Annotated in this window: 22 protein-coding genes and 1 tRNA gene; 14 read left to right on the top strand and 9 right to left on the bottom strand. The window is 70.7% G+C overall.

The features are described 5' to 3' along the window. Positions 1–13: 13 nt before the first annotated feature. Positions 14–607 carry a DNA modification methylase gene (locus tag ACIPVB_RS09650; RefSeq protein WP_400368510.1) on the bottom strand — a complete coding sequence of 198 codons (594 nt, stop codon included), beginning with the start codon at positions 605–607 and terminating at the stop codon, positions 14–16. Between the two features lie 155 nt (positions 608–762). On the opposite strand from ACIPVB_RS09650, the gene ACIPVB_RS09645 reads away from it, so the two are divergent. Continuing rightward, a complete protein-coding gene (locus ACIPVB_RS09645) occupies positions 763–1,245 on the top strand; it encodes a CarD family transcriptional regulator (protein WP_056229249.1) in 483 nt (160 codons plus the stop codon). 67 nt (positions 1,246–1,312) lie between these two features. Continuing rightward, positions 1,313–2,590 carry a 2-C-methyl-D-erythritol 4-phosphate cytidylyltransferase gene (gene ispD, locus ACIPVB_RS09640; protein ID WP_400368509.1) on the top strand — a complete coding sequence of 426 codons (1,278 nt, stop codon included), beginning with the start codon at positions 1,313–1,315 and terminating at the stop codon, positions 2,588–2,590. On the opposite strand, the gene ACIPVB_RS09635 is transcribed toward ispD, so the two are convergent. Continuing rightward, positions 2,545–3,006 (bottom strand): GNAT family N-acetyltransferase, encoded by a 462-nt coding sequence (locus tag ACIPVB_RS09635; RefSeq protein WP_400368507.1) that lies wholly within the window; start codon positions 3,004–3,006, stop codon positions 2,545–2,547. The genes ispD and ACIPVB_RS09635 overlap by 46 nt on opposite strands. A 68-nt stretch (positions 3,007–3,074) precedes the next feature. Between ACIPVB_RS09635 and cysS the strand changes: the two genes are divergently transcribed. From cysS to ACIPVB_RS09620, 3 genes are read left to right on the top strand one after another with little or no spacing between them, the layout of a single operon-like run. Then, positions 3,075–4,475: a cysteine--tRNA ligase gene (cysS, locus tag ACIPVB_RS09630; RefSeq protein ID WP_400368506.1), complete on the top strand. Its 1,401-nt coding sequence runs from the start codon at positions 3,075–3,077 to the stop codon at positions 4,473–4,475. Beyond that, positions 4,468–5,463 (top strand): 23S rRNA (guanosine(2251)-2'-O)-methyltransferase RlmB, encoded by a 996-nt coding sequence (gene rlmB, locus ACIPVB_RS09625; RefSeq protein ID WP_400368505.1) that lies wholly within the window; start codon positions 4,468–4,470, stop codon positions 5,461–5,463. The genes cysS and rlmB overlap by 8 nt, the downstream gene beginning before the upstream one ends. A 26-nt stretch (positions 5,464–5,489) precedes the next feature. Beyond that, the gene (locus tag ACIPVB_RS09620; protein WP_400368504.1) at positions 5,490–6,131 is read left to right on the top strand and encodes an NAD(P)-dependent oxidoreductase; all 642 of its coding nucleotides are present in this window, start codon (positions 5,490–5,492) and stop codon (positions 6,129–6,131) included. A 177-nt stretch (positions 6,132–6,308) separates the two neighbouring features. On the opposite strand, the gene ACIPVB_RS09615 is transcribed toward ACIPVB_RS09620, so the two are convergent. Together ACIPVB_RS09615 and ACIPVB_RS09610 are read right to left on the bottom strand one after the other, a co-directional pair. Next, positions 6,309–7,631, bottom strand: coding sequence for a DUF4032 domain-containing protein (locus ACIPVB_RS09615; protein WP_400368503.1), 1,323 nt, complete (start codon positions 7,629–7,631; stop codon positions 6,309–6,311). Between the two features lie 82 nt (positions 7,632–7,713). Next, positions 7,714–8,817: an ABC transporter ATP-binding protein gene (locus tag ACIPVB_RS09610; protein WP_400368502.1), complete on the bottom strand. Its 1,104-nt coding sequence runs from the start codon at positions 8,815–8,817 to the stop codon at positions 7,714–7,716. 213 nt (positions 8,818–9,030) lie between these two features. Between ACIPVB_RS09610 and ACIPVB_RS09605 the strand changes: the two genes are divergently transcribed. The 3 genes from ACIPVB_RS09605 (at position 9,031) to ACIPVB_RS09595 (ending at position 10,532) form a co-directional block, all read left to right on the top strand. Beyond that, positions 9,031–9,981 carry a DsbA family protein gene (locus tag ACIPVB_RS09605; protein ID WP_400368501.1) on the top strand — a complete coding sequence of 317 codons (951 nt, stop codon included), beginning with the start codon at positions 9,031–9,033 and terminating at the stop codon, positions 9,979–9,981. A 43-nt stretch (positions 9,982–10,024) separates the two neighbouring features. Continuing rightward, positions 10,025–10,402, top strand: coding sequence for a hypothetical protein (locus ACIPVB_RS09600; RefSeq protein WP_400368500.1), 378 nt, complete (start codon positions 10,025–10,027; stop codon positions 10,400–10,402). A gap of 57 nt (positions 10,403–10,459) precedes the next feature. Continuing rightward, a tRNA-Thr gene (locus ACIPVB_RS09595) sits at positions 10,460–10,532 on the top strand. A gap of 36 nt (positions 10,533–10,568) precedes the next feature. On the opposite strand, the gene ACIPVB_RS09590 is transcribed toward ACIPVB_RS09595, so the two are convergent. The 3 genes from ACIPVB_RS09590 to ACIPVB_RS09580 all read right to left on the bottom strand — a co-directional run bounded on the left by ACIPVB_RS09590 (position 10,569) and on the right by ACIPVB_RS09580 (position 13,315). Further along, on the bottom strand, positions 10,569–11,042 hold the full coding sequence (locus ACIPVB_RS09590; protein ID WP_400368499.1) for a nucleoside deaminase: 474 nt from the start codon (positions 11,040–11,042) through the stop codon (positions 10,569–10,571). A gap of 72 nt (positions 11,043–11,114) precedes the next feature. Next, positions 11,115–11,393, bottom strand: a complete 279-nt coding sequence (locus ACIPVB_RS09585) for a hypothetical protein (RefSeq protein ID WP_400368497.1) — start codon at positions 11,391–11,393, stop codon at positions 11,115–11,117. 14 nt (positions 11,394–11,407) lie between these two features. Next, entirely contained in the window at positions 11,408–13,315 is a 1,908-nt protein-coding gene (locus tag ACIPVB_RS09580; protein ID WP_400368973.1) for an alpha-amylase family protein, read from the bottom strand. A 73-nt stretch (positions 13,316–13,388) separates the two neighbouring features. Between ACIPVB_RS09580 and ACIPVB_RS09575 the strand changes: the two genes are divergently transcribed. Next, positions 13,389–13,901, top strand: coding sequence for a hypothetical protein (locus ACIPVB_RS09575; protein WP_400368496.1), 513 nt, complete (start codon positions 13,389–13,391; stop codon positions 13,899–13,901). Positions 13,902–13,986: 85 nt separating this feature from the next. Further along, complete coding sequence (locus ACIPVB_RS09570) at positions 13,987–14,928, top strand: DMT family transporter (RefSeq protein ID WP_400368495.1); 942 nt, start codon at positions 13,987–13,989, stop codon at positions 14,926–14,928. Between the two features lie 135 nt (positions 14,929–15,063). On the opposite strand, the gene ACIPVB_RS09565 is transcribed toward ACIPVB_RS09570, so the two are convergent. Beyond that, positions 15,064–15,615 (bottom strand): nitroreductase family protein, encoded by a 552-nt coding sequence (locus ACIPVB_RS09565; RefSeq protein WP_400368971.1) that lies wholly within the window; start codon positions 15,613–15,615, stop codon positions 15,064–15,066. A gap of 14 nt (positions 15,616–15,629) precedes the next feature. After that, positions 15,630–16,037 carry a peptide-methionine (R)-S-oxide reductase MsrB gene (gene msrB, locus ACIPVB_RS09560; RefSeq protein WP_400368494.1) on the bottom strand — a complete coding sequence of 136 codons (408 nt, stop codon included), beginning with the start codon at positions 16,035–16,037 and terminating at the stop codon, positions 15,630–15,632. 71 nt (positions 16,038–16,108) lie between these two features. On the opposite strand from msrB, the gene ACIPVB_RS09555 reads away from it, so the two are divergent. From ACIPVB_RS09555 to ACIPVB_RS09540, 4 genes are all read left to right on the top strand, one after another. Next, positions 16,109–17,098 carry a DUF2332 family protein gene (locus ACIPVB_RS09555; protein ID WP_400368493.1) on the top strand — a complete coding sequence of 330 codons (990 nt, stop codon included), beginning with the start codon at positions 16,109–16,111 and terminating at the stop codon, positions 17,096–17,098. Between the two features lie 9 nt (positions 17,099–17,107). Then, positions 17,108–17,362: a DUF3263 domain-containing protein gene (locus tag ACIPVB_RS09550; RefSeq protein WP_400368492.1), complete on the top strand. Its 255-nt coding sequence runs from the start codon at positions 17,108–17,110 to the stop codon at positions 17,360–17,362. A gap of 35 nt (positions 17,363–17,397) precedes the next feature. Then, the gene (locus tag ACIPVB_RS09545) at positions 17,398–18,000 is read left to right on the top strand and encodes a LytR C-terminal domain-containing protein (RefSeq protein ID WP_400368491.1); all 603 of its coding nucleotides are present in this window, start codon (positions 17,398–17,400) and stop codon (positions 17,998–18,000) included. 131 nt (positions 18,001–18,131) lie between these two features. Further along, on the top strand, positions 18,132–18,332 hold the full coding sequence (locus ACIPVB_RS09540) for a cold-shock protein (protein WP_076676782.1): 201 nt from the start codon (positions 18,132–18,134) through the stop codon (positions 18,330–18,332). Positions 18,333–18,401: the final 69 nt, after the last annotated feature.

Below are 18,401 nucleotides of genomic sequence, written 5' to 3'. Positions count from 1 at the left end.
CTTCGTTCGTCGATCAGGACGTGGGGGATGCCGTGGGGGTCGGCGTCACCGCGGACGTCCCCGAGGGCGTCGGCTTGATGGTGATCGAGGGCTCGGCCGTCGGCGCGAGCGGGGCGAGGTACTCGAGGCCCCCGTCGAGCACCGGCACCTGGATGAGGGCGCCTTCGCCGTCGCCGGACTGGAAGTACACCGGAACGGTGGTTCCCGGGACCGCGTCGATGTCGTCGAGACGCAGCGGCTCGACGTCGTCGGAAAGGTCGCCCAGGCTCAGCGTGCTGCTCGCGTCGACCTCGACCGAGGCGCGCACGGCCGACGAACCCTCGCCGACCTCGATGCGCAGCGTCTGCGCCTGCGTGGTGCTGTTGACGATCGCGGCGACGAAGTTGCCGGTCGTCCCGTCGCCGTTGGCGACGATGAGGGCGTTGCGCACCGCGAGGGGGCCGGCGGTGTCGGGCACGTTCACGCCGTCGGAGGCGGAGTACTCGATGGTCGTCGCCTGCGGAGCGATGAGGTTGCAGCCGGTCGTTCCCAGTAGAACAGCGGCACCCAGGGCGACGGACGCGATCAGGCGCGTTTTCACGGATCCTCCAAGATCGACAGACGGCATCCTCACCATCCTACGGGTTCGCGGTGGCGCCCCTGTTGCGCGCGGCCCGTTCGCGCGCGCGTCGCCCGTGCGTACCGGCGGAGCCGAAAGGCGGGCGGAACAATAGCGCATGCGGGCCTGTGGTATCCTGGATGTTGCCGAAAGGACATAACTCCATGCTTTTTGAGGTTGGCGAGACCGTCGTTTACCCGCACCATGGCGCGGCCACGATCATCGAGGTCAAAGAACGCGTCATCAAGGGCGAGACGAAGAAATACCTGAAGCTCAACGTCACGCAGGGGGATCTCGTGATCGAGGTTCCGGCCGACAACGTCGACCTCGTCGGCGTTCGCGACGTGATCGGCAAAGAGGGTCTCGATCGCGTCTTCGAGGTGCTGCGCGCGCCCTTCACCGAGGAGCCGACCAACTGGTCGCGCCGCTACAAGGCGAATCTCGAGAAGCTCGCGTCCGGCGACGTCATCAAGGTGAGCGAGGTCGTGCGCGACCTCTGGCGCCGTGATCAGGACCGCGGCCTGTCCGCCGGAGAGAAGCGCATGCTCGCCAAGGCGCGGCAGATCCTCGTGTCCGAGCTCGCTCTGGCCGAGAAGACCGACGAAGACCGCGCGAGCGTCGTGCTCGACGAGGTCCTCGCGTCCTGACTCCTCCGAAGACGCGCACCCCCGCGGGTGCGCGTCTTCGTGTTCCTCCGCGCGCTAGCGTGAACGGGTGACTCTCACCCCCGTGCCGCGTTCCGCCGTCATCGTCGTCGCCGCCGGATCCGGCACGCGATTGAACGGGGGCGTGCCGAAGGCGTTCGTCGGACTCGACGAGCGCACGATCCTGCACCACGCCTTGCGCGGCGTCTTCGCCGCGCCGCCCGCCCAGGTCGTGGTGGTGGTCCCGTCGACCCTGCGCGGTGAGGCGACGACCGAGGCGCACGAAGCCGCCGGAGACCGCGCCCACCTCGTCACGGTCGTCGCGGGCGGAACCACCCGGCAGGAGTCGGTCGCCGCCGGCCTGGCCGCGCTGTGGGGCGATATCGAGACGGTCCTCGTCCACGACGCCGCCCGCGCGCTCACCCCGCCCGCGGTGTTCGACCGTGTGATCGCCGCGATCGAGGCGGGCGCGGCGGCGGTGATCCCCGCCGTCGCGGTGGTCGACACGATCAAGCGCATCGATGCCGACGGTCGCGTCGTCGCCGCCGTCGACCGGTCCGAACTCGCGGCCGCGCAGACCCCCCAGGGGTTCCGCCGGGACGTGCTCGAAGCCGCCCTCGCCGCCGCGGACGCCGATCACACCGACGATGCGGCGCTCGTGGCCGCCGCGGGTCATGACGTGATCACGGTGGAGGGCGACGCGATCGCCTTCAAGATCACCACGGCACCCGACCTGGAGCGGGCCCGCGCGCTCGTGCGCGAGGCACCGCGTCCCGCGGCGAGCGGCGAGCCCGCGACGAGCGGCGCGCCCGCGGCGAGCGAAGAGGCCGCGACCCTGCCGCGGGTCGGCCTCGGAACGGACGTCCACGGCTTCGGGGGCGCGGGCACCCTGTGGCTGGCCGGGTTGGAGTGGCCGGGCGAGACCGCCCTCTCGGGCCATTCCGACGGCGACGCCGTGGCGCACGCGATCGTGGATGCGCTGCTGGCGGCCGCGGGTCTCGGAGACATCGGTACGCACTTCGGAACCGACCGCCCCGAGTTCGCGGGAGCGCACGCGGGGGCCTTCCTCTCGCACACCCTCGATCTGCTCGCCGCGGCCGGGTGGCGCGTCGGCAACGTCTCGGTGCAGGTGCAGGCGAACCGTCCTCGCTTCGCCGCCCGTCGGGTCGAGGCCGAGCAGACACTCTCGGCGGCTCTGGGCGGTGCACCGGTGTCGGTGAGCGCGACGACGACCGACGGTCTCGGCTTCACGGGCCGCAGCGAGGGCGTCGCGGCGTTCGCGACGGCGTTGATCGTTCCCGTTCAGAGCTCTCGCGTCATGAACGTCGACAACGGATCGGGGCGGTAGGGCGGAAACGACGCGCACTCCACGAAGCCCTCGCTCGCGTAGAGGGATCGAGCGGGCAGGAAGTCGTCGGTGCTGCCCGTCTCGAGCCAGAGACTGCGGATGCCGCGTTCCCTGGCGTCCTCCATGATGTGCCGCAGGATGGCCCGCCCCACTCCCTGGCCGAGGTGCGCCTCGACGACCCGCATGGATTTCAGCTCGGCGCGGTGCGCGTCGAGGTCTTTGCAGGCTCCGATCCCGGCGAGTTCATCGTCGACCCATGCCGACCAGACGGTCACTCCGTCCGCGGCCAGGCGGTCCGCATCGAGCGCGTGCACGCTCTCAGCGGGGGTGTGGGCGAGCATGCCGGCCAGGTGCGAGGCGATCAGTGCCCGCGTGGCCTCGCCCGTCAGGTCGTCGACGAGGATGGTGAGAGGCATGCCGTCACGCTAACGCCGGGATGTTTCGGGCAGGGGTCGCGTCGAGGGGCGGCCGATAGGCTGAGGGGGTGACCGTTCGGCTGTATGACACGAAAGCGCAGGCGCTGCGCGAGTTCGTCCCTCTCGATCCCTCGAACGTCACGGTCTACGTCTGCGGTCCCACCGTGCAGTCGGGTCCGCACATCGGGCACGTCCGCGCGGCCCTGGCCTTCGACCTGCTGCGGCGGTGGCTCGCGCACCGCTTCGGACGCGTCACGTTCGTGCGCAACGTCACCGACATCGACGACAAGGTCCTCGCCAACGCCACCGACGACGAGCCGTGGTGGGCGCTCGCCTACCGCATGGAGCTCGAGTTCTCGCGGGCGTACGAGGCGGTCGGCATCCTGCCTCCCACCTACGAGCCGCGGGCGACCGCATCCGTCACGCAGATGCAGGAGTTGATCGCCGAGCTGATCGATCGCGGCCACGCCTATGCGGCGGCGGGTGACGTGTACTTCGACGTGCGGTCGTGGCCCGCCTACGGCGAACTGACCCGACAGAGTCTGGATGCCATGGAGCCGGCCGCCGACGCTGATCCCCGTGGCAAGCGCGATCCGCGCGACTTCGCCCTCTGGAAGGGGGCGAAGCCGGGTGAGCCTGCCTCGGCGACCTGGGCGTCGCCGTGGGGTGAAGGTCGGCCGGGCTGGCACATCGAGTGCTCGGCGATGTCGCGACGCTACCTGGGGCCGGAGTTCGACATCCACGGCGGGGGACTCGACCTGCGCTTCCCGCACCACGAGAACGAGATCGCGCAATCCCACGCCGCCGGCGACGCGTTCGCCCGCTACTGGGTGCACAACGGCCTGGTGACCGTCGACGGACAGAAGATGTCGAAATCGCTCGGAAACTTCACCCTCGCCGCCGACGTCCTCGGCGCCCACGATCCCCTCGTGGTGCGATACGCCCTCGCCGCGGCGCACTACCGCTCGAACCTCGATCTCACGGAGGCGTCGTGGGTGGAGGCCGAGACCGCTCTCGGACGCATCCGCACCTTCCTCGACCGTGCGCGTCGGGTGGCGCAACCGGGGTGGCCCGAGGTGAAAGAGGGTCTGCCGACCGAGTTCGTGGAGGCCATGGACGACGACCTGGCGCTTCCCCGGGCACTGGCCGCGATCCACACCAGCATCCGGTCCGGAAATGCACTGCTGGACGCCGGCAAGTACGATGAGGCGAAGCAGGACGTCGCGGACGTCGTGCAGATGACGCTCCTCCTGGGGATCAACCCGCACTCGTCGCAGTGGGGTGACACCGGTGGAGGAGCCGAGACCGCCGCTCTGGACGCCCTCGTCCAGACGATGATCACGCAACGCGCACACGCGCGCGCGGACAAGGATTGGGCGGCCGCGGATCGCATTCGAGACGCGATCGCCGCCGCAGGAATCACGCTGGAGGACACTCCGGCCGGAACGCATTGGAGTATCGATGGCTAAGCCTGGACGCCCGGGAGCACGCAACCCCGGAAAGAAGAAGGGCCCCCTCAAGGGCACGGGCGGGCACTCCCGCAAGGCTCTCGAGGGGCGCGGCCCCACCCCCAAGGCCGAGGATCGCGCCTGGCACCCCGCCGGCAAGCGCAAGGCCGCCGAGGAGCGTTACGCCGCCGCCGGCGGCAAGGGCCGGCCCGGTGTCCGCGCGGTCGGCAACCCCCACCGCAAGAGCCCCAAGGCCGCCGACGACACCGAGACCGTCACCGGACGCAACTCCGTCCTCGAGGCGCTGCGCGCCAAGATCCCCGCGACCGCGATGTACATCGCCCAGCGCGTCGAGATGGACGACCGCGTCAAAGAGATGCTGTCGATCGCGACGAACCGCGGCATCCCGGTGCTCGAGGTCACGCGTCCCGAGCTGGACCGCATGGCCGGCTTCGACGGCGTGCACCAGGGTGTCGCGCTGAAGGTGCCGCCGTACTCCTACGCGCACCCGCAGGACCTGCTCGAGCAGATCATCGACCGCGGCGAGGTGCCGCTGCTGGTGGCGCTCGACGGCGTGACCGACCCCCGCAACCTCGGTGCGATCATCCGCTCCACCGGCGCCTTCGGCGGTCAGGGCCTGATCATCCCGCAGCGCCGCTCGGCGAGCGTCAACTCCGCCGCCTGGAAGACCAGTGCCGGAGCCGCGGCCCGCATCCCCGTCGCCCTCGCGGCCAACCTCACCGCGACGCTCAAGGAGTTCAAGAAGCAGGGCGTGTTCGTGCTCGGCCTCGACGGCGACGGCGACGTGTCGCTGCCCGCCCTCGAGCTCGCCGACCGCCCGGTCGTGATCGTCGTCGGCTCCGAGGGCAAAGGCCTGTCGCGCCTGGTGACCGAGACCTGCGACCAGGTCGTGTCGATCCCGATCTCGACCGCGACCGAGTCGCTGAACGCCGGCATCGCGGCATCCGTCGCCCTGTACCAGGTGTCGACGCTGCGCGCGGGCGTCTGACCACCGCCCCTCACGGAAGGATCGTCATGCCCCGCATCGCCGTCATCGGAGGAACCGGCTACGCCGGTCGTCACATCGTCACCGAGGCCGTGCTCCGCGGCCACACCGTGGTCTCGGTCGCCCGGTCGGTCCCCGTCGAGCGCGTCGAGGGCGCGACGTACATCGAGGGCACCGTCCTCGACGTCCCCGGCCTCGTCGCCGGTCTCGAGGGCGTCGACGTCGTCGTGTCCGCCGTCGCCCCGCGCGGCGACATGGAGGGCAAGCTCCGCCCCGCGATCGCCGAGCTGACCACGGCTCTTCCCGAGAATGTGCGGCTGGGCGTCGTCGGCGGCGCGGGCGGCTCGCTCGTCGCCGAGGGCGGTCCCCGCCTGATCGACACCGAGGGCTTCGCCGAGGAATACAAGCCCGAGGCGCGCGAGGCGATCGGCATCCTCGAAGACCTGCAGGCCGACGACACCGGTCGCGACTGGTTCTACGTGCACCCGGCCGGCGGCTTCGGCGCCTGGGCGCCGGGGGAGCGCACCGGTTCCTACCGCGACGGCGGCGACGTCCTCGTCGTCGACGACCGGGGCGACTCCTTCATCGGCGGCGCCGATTTCGCGGTCGCCGTCGTCGACGAGATCGAGAACCCGAAGCACTCGCGCGAGCGTTTCACCGTCGGGTACTGACCCGTCGCGCACCATCGAGGTCGCGGCATCCGGATGTGATTCCGGATGCCGCGGCCTCTGTCGTTCCGGGTGCTCGGCGCTGGCGTCGCTGCGCCCCTGCTCGGCGCAGCGCCCGCCGACACGTCTGTGCCGACCGGATCACGGGGTCTCGCCGCAGCGGCGGAGCCGTCCGGCCGGTCAGACCAGGTCGCGCCAGTTCACCAGGTCGGTGTCGGTCGTGGGCACCTCGCCGGTGGCGGGCGCGTCGGCGTCGGACACCGTGCCGATCGACAGGGTGTCGGTGGGCGGCCCCATCACGGTCGCCTCGTCGCGGCGGTGACGCAGCACGTCGTCGATGTAGGAGCTGACCACCTCGGCCAGGGGCACCGAGCGACCACGCGCCTGCGACATGTACCAGCGGTGCTCCAGCACCTGGTGGAACACCTCGGCGGGCTCGAGTTTGGCGCGCAGATCCCACGGGATCGCCATGACGATGGGCTCGAACACGCGCGTCAGCCACTCGTGAGCGACCATCTCTTCATCGGCGCCCAGGCGCGAGACGCGCGCACGGAACTCGTCCAGGTCGTTGAGCAGGCGGCGCGCCTGGTTCTCTTCGACGTCGAGTCCCGTCAGGCGCAGCAGGCGCCGCTGGTGGTGGCCGGCATCCACGACTTTCGGCTGGATCGACACCTGCGTGCCGTCGCTGGCCGTACGGATCGACATCTCGCCGATGTCGAAGCCCAGGGCATTGAGACGGTGCACGCGTTCGGTGATGCGCCACGACTCGTCGACCGCGAAGGACTCCTTGTCGGTGAGGGCGCCCCACAGCGAGTGGTACGACGAGACCAGGCCGTCGGCGATGGCGATGGCATCCACCCCGCCCTCGAGGCGCCCACCGGCCTCGAGGTCCATGATCTCGCCGGCGATGTTGGTGCGGGCGATGTCGAGATCGTGGGCGCGCTGGCCCGGGCTCAGCCGGTTGCCGTGCAGTTCCCCCGTCTCGGCGTCGACGAGATAGGCGGCGAACTCGCCGGCGTCTCGGCGGAAGAGGGTGTTCGACAGCGAGACGTCCCCCCAGTAGAAGCCGACGTTGTGCAGGCGCACCAGCAGGACGGCCAGCGCATCGACGAGTCGTGTGGCCGTGTGCGGGCGCAGCACCTGGGTGAACAAGGCGCGGTAGGGGAGCGAGAAGCGCAGGTGAGCCGTCACGAGGGCCGCGGGCAGGGGGCGCCCGGAGGCGTCGGTGCGTCCCGCGATGACGGCGACCCGATCGACGCACGGCGCCGCGAGACGGTCGAGATTGCCGAGCATGTCGTACTCGCGGCGGGCCATCTCTTCGGTCGTCTCTTTGATCGCCACCACGCGACCGGAGAGGTTGGCGAAGCGGACGAGGTGGCGCGAGATGCCTTTGGGCAGGGCGACGATGTGGCTACTGGGCCAGTCGGCCAAACCGGTCGACCAGGGCAGTTGCAGCAACCCCGGGTCGACGGTGCTGGCGGTGATGCTGAGCGATTCGGACACGGGAGCCTCCGGGAAAACGGTGCGGCGCGCCCCCGGCCCGACGAGGTCGGGATGCCGGGGACGCGCCGCGTCGGTGCGTGGGTCAGGCCGAGGCGATGGCCCGGTCGGTCAGGCGCTCGCCCGACTCGAGGTCGAACACGTGGACGTGTCCGGGGACCGGGGCCAGCACGACCGTCTCGCCCGCGTTGGGGTGACGACGACCGTCGACGCGCGCGACCAGGTCGGTGCGCTTGCCGTTGATGTCGGTGTGACCGTAGAGGTAACCGTCGGCGCCGAGCTCCTCGACGAGGTCGACGACGACCGAGAGGCCGCGGCCGTCGGCCGGGGCGACCTGGATGTCCTCGGGGCGGACGCCGATCGTGACCTCGGAGCCGTGGGCCTTGCCGATGGTGTCGGCCTCGACGGGGACGACCATGTCGCCGAAGCGCACGCCGCCCTCGGCCAGGTCGGCCGTGAACAGGTTCATCGCGGGCGAGCCGATGAAGCCGGCCACGAACACGTTCTTCGGGGTCTCGTACAGGTCGCGCGGGGTGCCCACCTGCTGAAGCAGACCGTCCTTGAGGACGGCGATGCGGTCGCCCATGGTGAGGGCCTCGGTCTGGTCGTGCGTGACGTAGACCGTGGTGACGCCGAGGCGGCGCTGGAGCGAGGCGATCTGCGTGCGGGTCTGGACGCGCAGCTTCGCGTCGAGGTTCGACAGCGGCTCGTCCATGAGGAACACCTGGGGCTGGCGGACGATGGCGCGACCCATCGCCACGCGCTGACGCTGACCGCCCGAGAGCGCCTTGGGCTTGCGGGTCAGGTACTGCTCGAGGTCGAGGAGCTTGGCCGCCTCGAGGACGCGCGCGGCGCGCTCTTCTTTGCCGACGCCCGCGATCTTGAGCGCGAAGCCCATGTTCTCGGCGACGGTCATGTGCGGGTACAGCGCGTAGTTCTGGAAGACCATCGCGATGTCGCGGTCCTTCGGGGGGACGTCGGTGACGTCGCGGTCGCCGATGAGGATGCGGCCCGAGTTGACCTCTTCGAGGCCGGCGAGCATGCGCAGCGAGGTCGACTTTCCGCAGCCGGAGGGGCCGACGAGGACGAGGAACTCCCCGTCCGCGACGTCGAGGTTGAGCTTGTCGACCGCGGGGCGGGTTCCGCCCGGGTACAGACGGGTTGCGTTGTCGAAGGTGACGGACGCCATTTCTTCTTCTCCTTCACCGGCAGGTACGTGCCGGACGATCCGTAGTGAATGGAATGAACGGGGGCGACCCCGTGCGCCCGACGTTGGACGCAGGGTCAGTATCGCACGTGTCTGGTCATTTCTCAGCCAGCCTCGTTAGCATCGTTGATCGTTCGCCCCACCCGCGCGATCCCCCCGATTTCATGCGGCAGACGTTTATGCCCGGAAGGTTTCATGTCCCACGACGAGTCCCCTCACGTGCCCGCCGAACGCGATCGTCGCGAGGCGGTGCGCGAGAAGGCGCAGCAGGTCAAGGCCAAGCAGACGCGCTGGCGCATCGCCCGCCGCTCCCTGCTGGCGATCGGCGCCGTCGCGGTGATCGGCGTCGGAGCCGTGGGGGTCTCGGTCGCCCTGAACTCGCGTGAAGTGCGCTCCCAGGCGCTTCCGGATGCCGCGAGCGACGACGGTTTCGTCGTCACCAGCGCCTCGCAGATCGCCGACCCCCTGGCCGATCAGACGGTCGACGGCAGCTCCGCGACGATGGCGGCGGGAGCCGCCGTCCCGACGCCCGCTCCGACTCCCGAGCCGACCGGATCGGCCGCGCCGGTCGACATCCGCGTGTACGTCGACTACATGTCGACGGAGGCCCGCGAATTCCAGGCCGCCAATGCGACCCAGCTCTCGAAGTGGGTCACCGACGGCGCCGCCTCGCTGACGTACTACCCGGTCGCCATGCTCACCTCGAAGTCGAACGGCACCAAGTACAGCCTGCGCGCCGCGGGCGCCGCCGCCTGCGTGGCCACCCACGATTCGGACCGCTTCTTCGCGTACAACCACGAGCTGCTCACCAATCAGCCCGCCGTCGACTCGGACGGCTACAGCGACCAGCAGCTCGCCGACATGGCCCAGGGCGCCGGGATCAGCGACATCGCGACGGTGCGCGCCTGCATCGAGGACGAGACCTATACGGCGTGGGCCAAGGCCGCGACCGATCGCGCGATCAAGGGGCTGCCCGACACGAAAGGGCAGGCGCTGACCGCCACGCCGACGGTTCTCGTCAACGGCACCGAGTACGTCGGCAACATGAACGACGCGAAGGAGTTCGCGCAGTTCGTCCTGACCGTCGACAGCAACGCGTACTACTCCACGGCCACCCCCACGCCGACCCCGACGCCCGTCGGGTGATCGCAGAGGCTTCCATCGCCCCTTCTTATGAGATTCTGGTGACATGAACGACGAGCTCGAGGACTCCCCGCCGCGGCGGTCCCGTGATCAGTTGGACGCGTGGGTGCAGGAGTTCCGCGATCAGGGACACCTCTTCGCGGGCCAGCTGAAGGTCGTCGAGCAGGAGGACGCCGACAGCCAGGACACCGGCCTCGTCGTGATGAACCTGATGAACGCCAAGGCGTCGATCTACATGCAGCCCCGCGGTTACGACGAGCTGCTGTGGGAGGCGACGCTCACCGCACGCCCCGACGATCTGACCCTCTCGCCCCACGAGATGGCGAGCCTGGCGGCCGAACTGGTCGTCGCCGGCAACCTGTGCTCGTTCCTGCAGTTCAAGTCGCTCGAGTGGGATCGCGAAAGCGGCACGCACACGCAGTGAGCGATGCGGCGGCGCCGACCGTTCTAGACTCGATGACCGGGACGCCGCGCGTCCCACGCCGGCTTGGCGCAATTGGTAGCGCACCGTACTTGTAATACGGGGGTTGCAGGTTCAAGTCCTGTAGCCGGCACCCACCCCCTCACGCGTGAGGGCCCGCGCGACCCCGTCAGTCGCCGTGCCGCGCGGTCCATTCCTCGAACGGCGCGGTCGCGGCATCCACTCGGATCTGTTGCGCGGCCAGGGCGCGCTCCTCGACCGGCTTGGTGTACTCGTCGTAGAAGGTCGCGAGGCTCATCAGACGGTTGCCGTCCTCGTAGTGCGCGCCCTCTTCTTCGCGGGTGACGGCGAACACGAGACGATCGGGCTGGGCGTAGTACACCGCACCCAGGCACATGGGGCACGGATAGGCCGTGACGAACATGTCGTAGCCGGCGAGGTCGCCGATGCCCTTCTCGGCCGCGGCGCGGATCGCGAGGATCTCGGCGTGCGCGGTCGGGTCGCCCTCCTGCGCCACGTGATTCACGGCCTCGACGACGATCTCACCGTCCTTGACGATCAGGCAGGCGAAGGGCTTGCCCCCGTCGCGGACGTTGTCCATCGCGCGTGAGACGGTGAGGGCGGAGAGGTCGCGATCGTTCATGCCTCGACGCTAGGGGTCGACTCGAGGGGGACGCCGGGCTGGGCCTGGCGGGGGATCCGTGCTACCGCGCGCTCACGACGACGCACGAGCGAGCGCGACCAGGAAGACCCCCGCGGCGGCGACGGTGACCAGTCCCGCCAGCAGGGCGCCGGCGATGGCCGCCGCGCGCAGAGGGCCCAGCCGCGCGCTCGCCTCCCAGGCGAACAGGAGCGCGGCGACACCGACGACGAGCGTCACGAGATCTCCCACCAGCCCCGCCGGCGCCCACGCGACGCTCGCCAGCGCCGCCAGCCCCGCCAGCAGGGCGACGACGTGCCGGGTGTGGTCGGTGGGTGGGGGATCGGTGGTCACGGCACCGGCGCCGTTCAGCGCAGACGGACGCGCAGCCAGCGCACCCCGTGCGCGGCGACGGTCAGACCGGCTCCCAGCCAGACCGGGTGCGAGGTGACGAGATCGAGCGCCTCGGGAGCGAGTCCCGACAGGGTCAGGGCGTCGATCTCGACGGCGGTGTCGGCGACGTTGGCGACGACGAGCACGGCGAACCCGTGAACTCCCGGACGCAGGAACGCCACGACCGAAGCCACCCGTGCGTCGAAGGCGATCAGCTCGTTGCCGGCGAATTCGGGGGTCGCGCGTCGGACGTCGATGAGCCGCGTCAGGCGCGAGAAGACGCGCCCGGCGGGGGTCGCGGCATCCGTCCGATCGGCGTACGCCCGCGCGGGACGGAAGGGGCGATGCACCCAGCGGCTGTCGCCCGCCTCGTCGGCTCGGTCGGCGTAGCCGTAGTCGTTGAGCTGGGCGACCTCGTCACCCAGGTAGAGCAGGGGGATGCCGCCGGTCGACAGCGCGAGCGCATGTGCAAGGATCACACGGTCCTCGCCGCCGGCGTCGCCCGCCTCGACACCGGCGAGGGAGGCGGTGGTACCGGTGACGCGGGCGTCTCCGGTGCGGGGGTTCTCCTGGAACGGCACGCCCCGCGCGAACGACCCCGGGGCGCGTCCGACGTAGAAGTCGTTGAGGAACCGGCGGTGCGGGTACCCGTCGATGCCGAGCTCGGCGGCATCCTCGTCGGCGAACGTCCACCCGATGTCGTCGTGACTGCGCACGTAATTGACCCACGCGGTGCCCGGGGGCAGCGCGTGACGGCGTTCGAGGGCCTGCTGCAGCAGACGCCCGTCGCGGGTGGCCAGCGCCTCCCACGTGAGGGCCATCTGCAGAGGGTTGTAGGAGATCTGGCATTCCTCGGGCGAGATGTAGGACACCACCTCGTCGGGGTGCACGATCGCCTCGGACTTGAACAGCAGCCCCGGGGCGGCCATGCGCAGGACCGCGTTGAACGCCTGGAGCAGCAGGTGCGCCTCGGGCAGCGACTCGCAGGCGGTGCCGAGCTTCTTCCAGATGAAGGCCACGGCATCCATCCGCAGGATCTCGACGCCCTGGTTCGCCAGAAAGAGCATCTCTCCCGTCATGGCCTCGAACACGGCCGGGTTGGCGTAGTTGAGGTCCCATTGGAAGTGGTAGAACGTCGCCCAGATCCAACGCCCGTCGTCGAGCTGCACGAACGAGCCGGGGTGGTCGTCGGGGAAGATCTCGCGGGTGGTCTGCTCGTAGGCGTCGGGCATCTCGCGGTCGGGGAAGATCAGGTAGAAGTCCTCGTAACCCGCGTCGCCGGCGATGGCCTTCTTCGCCCACCGGTGCTCGTTGCTGGTGTGGTTGAAGATGAAGTCGACGACGAGCGAAATACCGGCCCGTCGCAGATCCGCCGCGAGTTCGGCGAGGTCCTGCATCGTGCCGAGCTTCGCATCGACACGGCGGTAGCTCGATACCGCGTAGCCGCCGTCGCTGTTGCCCGCGGGGCTTTCGAACAGCGGCATGAGGTGCAGGTACGTCAGGCCCAGCTCGCGGAAATAGGGGATCTGGTCACGGATGCCGTTGAGCCCGCCCGCGTAACGATCGACGTAGCAGACGCCTCCGACCATGCGCTCGTCGCCGAACCAGTCCGGCGCGCTCGCCCGCCCGCGGTCGAGGGCCTTGAGGTCGGCGGGGCGCGCGGCCCAGGACCGCCGCGCGAGGTCGACGACCGAGGACAGGCTCTCGAAACCGTCGGGGCGGTCGCCGTACAGCCGCACGAAGAGATCGTGCAGGCGAGGGAGGTGCCGTTCGACGTTGCCGAGGAACTCGCGATCGACGTGGTCGGCGGTGAGGTCGGCCAGGATCGACGAGACGTCGTGGGGGCCGGGGCGCAGCTGGGTCACGGGGAAAGCCTGGCGCATCCGCGGGGGTGCGGTCGACAACGACCCGATCTCGATCCGGGGGATCACGGGCTCGACGCGCCACGATGGGGTGATGGATGCCGTCTCGACCCGAAGCTGGTCCACCCCCACCATCGCGATCGCGGGGGTCGTCGCGGTGCTGGCCTACGCGGCCGTCGCGCTGGTGCAGATCCTCGTCTGGAATCCGGAGGCGGCGGTCCCCGGGCTCGGCGCCGACGAGATCTGGCGACAGGTGGGACAGGCGAATCAGGGCCCGCCGAACGCGTTCGTCGTGTCGGTGATCGCGATGGGACCCCTCTTCGCCCTGGTGTTCCTCCTGCTCTTCACCCTCACCGGCGCCGGCGCATGGCCCACGGCGGCGGGGTTCCTCGCCCTGCTCGCGATGGGCGCTCCGGGGTACTTCGTGGCGTCGTTCGGCCCGGGCATGGGTCTGGCCGACACCTTCTTCATCGACGGTGGGGACGCCGCCCCCGCTGGGATCGTGCTCGGGGCAGTGAGCGTCCTGGCGATCGTGGCCCTCGCCGGGATCTTCGTCGGGGCGTTCGTCCGCGATCGCCGGGAGCGGCGCCTGCTCGCGATCTCATGACCGCGGGGCGGCCCCGCGATCGCCGAGCACGAACCCGCCGTACGATCGTCGATGGCCCCCAGCGCGGGGGTGCGAGGGGAGAACGGTGGCGGAGCGCGGAACGGTCGGCGTCGCCGTCGCAGGGGCGGTGCTCATCGGAGCGCTGACCGCTCTGCAGGCCCGCATCAACGGCACGCTCGGCGCCGAGATCGGCGACGGGATCGTCGCGGCGGCGATCTCGTTCAGCTCGGGGCTTGCGATCCTGATCGTCCTGTCGGCGGTTCTGCCGCAGGGTCGACGCGGTTTCGGGCGGCTGGTGAGCGGCATCCGCTCTCGCACTCTTCCGCTGTGGACGCTGCTGGGCGGGCTGGCCGGAGCGTTCACCGTCGCGAGTCAGGGCCTGACCGTCGCCACGATCGGCGTCGCCCTGTTCACCGTGGGTTTCGTCGCGGGGCAGACGACCGGGGGACTCGTCCTCGACCGGGTCGGCTACGGCCCCGCGGGGGTGGTGCCCGTCACGGTGCGCCGGGTCGTGGGGGCGCTGCTGGCGATCGCGGGGGTGGTGGTCTGCCTCTCGGGTGATGCGCTCGGCGGGGTCCCCCTGTGGATGCTCATCGTCCCGGCCGTCGCGGGCGCGGGCGTCGCGTGGCAGCAGGGGACGAACGGGCGCCTGCGGGTGCGGGTCGAGAGCCCGCTCACCGCGACGCTGGTCAATTTCGTGGGCGGGACCGTCGTGCTGCTCATCGCGGCGACGATCCACGTCGCCGTGGTCGACGTGCCGCGGACGTTGCCCGGTGCCCCCTGGCTGTACGTCGGCGGTGCGGTCGGGGTGGTGTACATCTTCTTGTCCGCGGTCGTCGTGAGGCGCACAGGGGTGCTGCTTCTGGGTCTCGGTTCCGTCGTGGGCCTTCTGACGACCTCGGTGCTGCTCGACGCGCTGTGGCCGGCCCCCGCCGCGCCATCGACCCCGGTCGCCCTGCTGGCCGCCGGGGTCGCCATCGCCGGCGTGGCGGTTGCCGCGGTGCCCTGGCGGCGCCGTCACCGCTGACGGCGACGCCCCACGGAACGGGCGCTGCGAACCCGGGCACCCCGGGAAACGGCGTCAGGGACGGCGATGCCGCGGGCGAAGACGACGACGCCGCCGGCCGGAGCCGACGGCGTCGATCGCGCGGGAGTGGCGGTGTCAGAGGCGCGCCTCATCGACCGCGCGGCGCTTCTTGCCGCCGGGCATGCGCGAGATGTGCTTCGCGGCATCCACCGTCTTGCGACGGACGGGGCGCGTGCGCGGGGGCTTGCCGCCCACGTAGAGCCAACCGAGCAGAACCTCGCCCTTGGCGAGGCCGTGCGCCTTGGCGAGCACTTTGCTGCGAGTGTTGTCATCAGTGCGCCAGAAGACGCCGAAGCCCGCCTCATCGAGCGCGAGGCTCAGCATGTGGGCGACGCCGGATGCCACGGCCTCCTGCTCCCACGCGGGGATCTTCTTCGAGCGCAGGTCGGCGACCACGGCGATGATCAGCGGTGCGCGACGCGGCTTGGAGGAGTACCCCTTCTTGCCGTCGGCTTTGTTGAGCGCGCGCGCGAGGACGTCGCGGTCGGCGCCGCGGATCTCGATGATCCGCCAGGGACGCAGCGTCTTGTGGTCGGCCACGCGCCCCGCGGCGGCCACGAACACCTCGAGCTCGGGGCCGGTGGGGGCCAGGTCGGTGACCTTGGACCACGACCGGCGGTCGCGCATCGCCTCGAGTGCGCTCACGCCTGCTCTTCGGGGGTGAAGTTCAGCGACAGCGAGTTCATGCAGTAGCGGTCGCCGGTGGGCGTGCCGAACCCGTCGGGGAAGACGTGCCCGAGGTGCGAGCCGCAATTCGCGCAGCGGACCTCGGTGCGTTGCATGCCGTGGCTGCTGTCATCGAGCAGCTCGACCGCTTCGGGGCGGACGGACTCGTAGAAGCTCGGCCACCCGCAGTGCGAGTCGAACTTGGTGCCGCTCTGGAACAGCTCCGCCCCGCACGCGGCGCAGGTGTACAGCCCGGCGCGGCTCTCGTCGAGCAGCTCACCGGTCCAGGCGCGTTCGGTGCCGGCCTGTCGCAGCACGGCGTACTGCTCGGGGCTGAGCTCGGCGCGCCACTGGTCGTCGGACTTGTCGACGGCGTAGGTCATGTGTTCTCTCCTTCGTCCCCTCCATTGTCTCGTGCGCGGCGCGCCCCAGGTCGTGGCGGGACAATTCTCAGGTGGATCAGGATGCCGTGGACGCCGTCGTCGAGCGCTACGAGCGCTTCGCCCGGGACGAGGCCCCCGGCAGATCGGCCGTCTACGAGGGATGGGCCGCACGCATCGCGGGCGACCGGCACCTCGCCGCAGCCCTCGCCGCCATCCCCGAGACGCGCCGCCAGCCGCCGCTCGTCTTCGCCGTCATGCGCGTGCTGGGCGCGCCCCTCGACGACGTCGACCAGTGGGCCGAATGGGTCCTCGCCCACGCGGAGCCGATCGCGAGCGAATGCGGGCGACGGAGCGTCCAGACCAACGAACCACTGCGCTGCGCGACCCTCCTGCCGGCGCTGTCGCTCATCGACGGGCCGATCGCGCTGCTCGAGGTCGGGGCGAGCGCGGGGCTGTGCCTGTACCCCGACCGCTACTCGTACCGCTACCGCCGGTGCGACGAAACCGTCGCCCTGGATCCGCCCGCCGGGCCGAGCACGGTGCTCCTCGACGCCGAGCTCAGCGGCTCTCCCGCGCTGCGGATGCCCGAGGTCGTCTGGCGGGCGGGGATCGACCTCAACCCGCTGGACGCGCGCGACCCCGACGACCGCGCGTGGCTGTCGGGGCTCGTCTGGCCGGGCGAGGAAGGTCGTCGCGAACGCATCGTCGGTGCCCTCGACATCGCCGCTGCCGATCCTCCGCTCCTCGTGTCCGGCGACGGGGCGCAGGCGTTGCCGGACCTCGCCGATCGAGCACCGCGCGACGCCACGCTCGTGGTCACCACGCCCGGCGTGCTCGCCCACGTTCCGCGCGCACGGCGAGGCGCCGTCATCGACGCGGCGCGTGCGGCCGGTCGCTGGATCACCCTCGACGCCCCCGCCCTGCACGACGGGTGGACCCGACGGGTGGACGCCGTTCGGGGAGGGTTCAGCCTCGCCCTCGACGGTGACGTGCTCGCCGAGGTGGATCCGCTCGGAGCGTGGGTGGCGTGGCATCCGGGATCGGGGAGGGCCGCGCAGTAGCGTTGCGGGGTGACTCTGTCGGACCGCGATCTCGCCTTCCTCGCCTTCGAGGGGGAATGGCGGCGCCACGCGGGGGCGAAAGAAGAGGCGATCCGCGCGGAGTTCGACATCACGCCCGCCCGGTACTACCAGCTGCTCGGCCGTCTGATCGACACCCCCGAGGCCCTCGCCCACGACCCGATGCTCGTGCGGCGACTGCGCCGTCGTCGCGACGACGCCGCCGAGCTGCACCGCTCCCGCGTGGGCCGGTCGGTCGGCCGCTGACGGGGACCTCGGTCGTCCACCGATACCATCGTCGAATGGCCAGATCGACCTTCCCTCGGGATCGCTTCGACGACCTGCCCGACGCCTCCGGGCGTGTCGGCGCGCACCGCGCCGAGAAGCCGCGGTTGCGGGGCTGGATCGTCTTCCTCTGGGCGGCGCTGGCCACGCTCGTGCTCATCATCGTCGGCATCTTCGCCGTGCTGGTGGTGTCGGGACGCATCTCGCTCGGCGACGACGCCGCGCCCCCGCCCTCCGCCTCGGCCGAGCCGACGACCCCGGCCGTCGTCGACACGTCGTACGCGGTGGTCGTCCTGAACGGCACGACGGATGACGGCCTGGCCGGCACGACCCGTGACCGGATCGTCGCCGCGGGGTGGCCGGGGGCCTCGGTCGAGACGGGCAATTCGGACAGCACCGACTTCGCCACCACGACGATCTACTACCTGCGAGAGACCGACCTGCCCGCGGCCGAGGGCCTCGCGCAGACGATCGGCGGGGCCGAGGTCGCCCAGAGCGACTTCCTGCAGCCCGCCGACGACCCGGGCACTCCCGACGACGAGAGCGATGTCAAGCGTCTGATCGTGGTCCTCGGCCTCGATCGTGTGGCGGGTGCGGCGGCGCAAACCCCCGCTCCCTGAGCGTGCGCGAGCCGCGTGTTTCCGCGGCGTAAACACTTCGGTGCACCTACGTCAACTTTGCTTCGCGGGCCCCGTGGCGCGGCATCCCCCGTGCTTACGATGACCACGTCGTTCAGCAACAGGAGATTCGCATGACCCAGGGCACCGTCAAGTGGTTCAACGCCGAGAAGGGATACGGCTTCATCACCGTGTCCGATGGGCAGGACGTCTTCGTCCACTACTCGAGCATCGAGATGTCGGGCTTCCGCGTCCTCGAAGAGGGGCAGGCCGTCGAGTTCACCGTCGGCACCGGACAGAAGGGTCCGCAGGCGGAGTCCGTGCGACTGGCCTGAGCGCTGCATCGAACGCCGTGGCATCCGGAGACGGATGCCACGGCGTTCGTCGTTCCGACACGGGTGAAG

The sequence above is a fragment of the Microbacterium sp. NPDC090007 genome (genome assembly GCF_044748345.1).
GTDB lineage: Bacteria > Actinomycetota > Actinomycetes > Actinomycetales > Microbacteriaceae > Microbacterium.
This window is presented reverse-complemented; position numbering and strand designations above follow the sequence as displayed.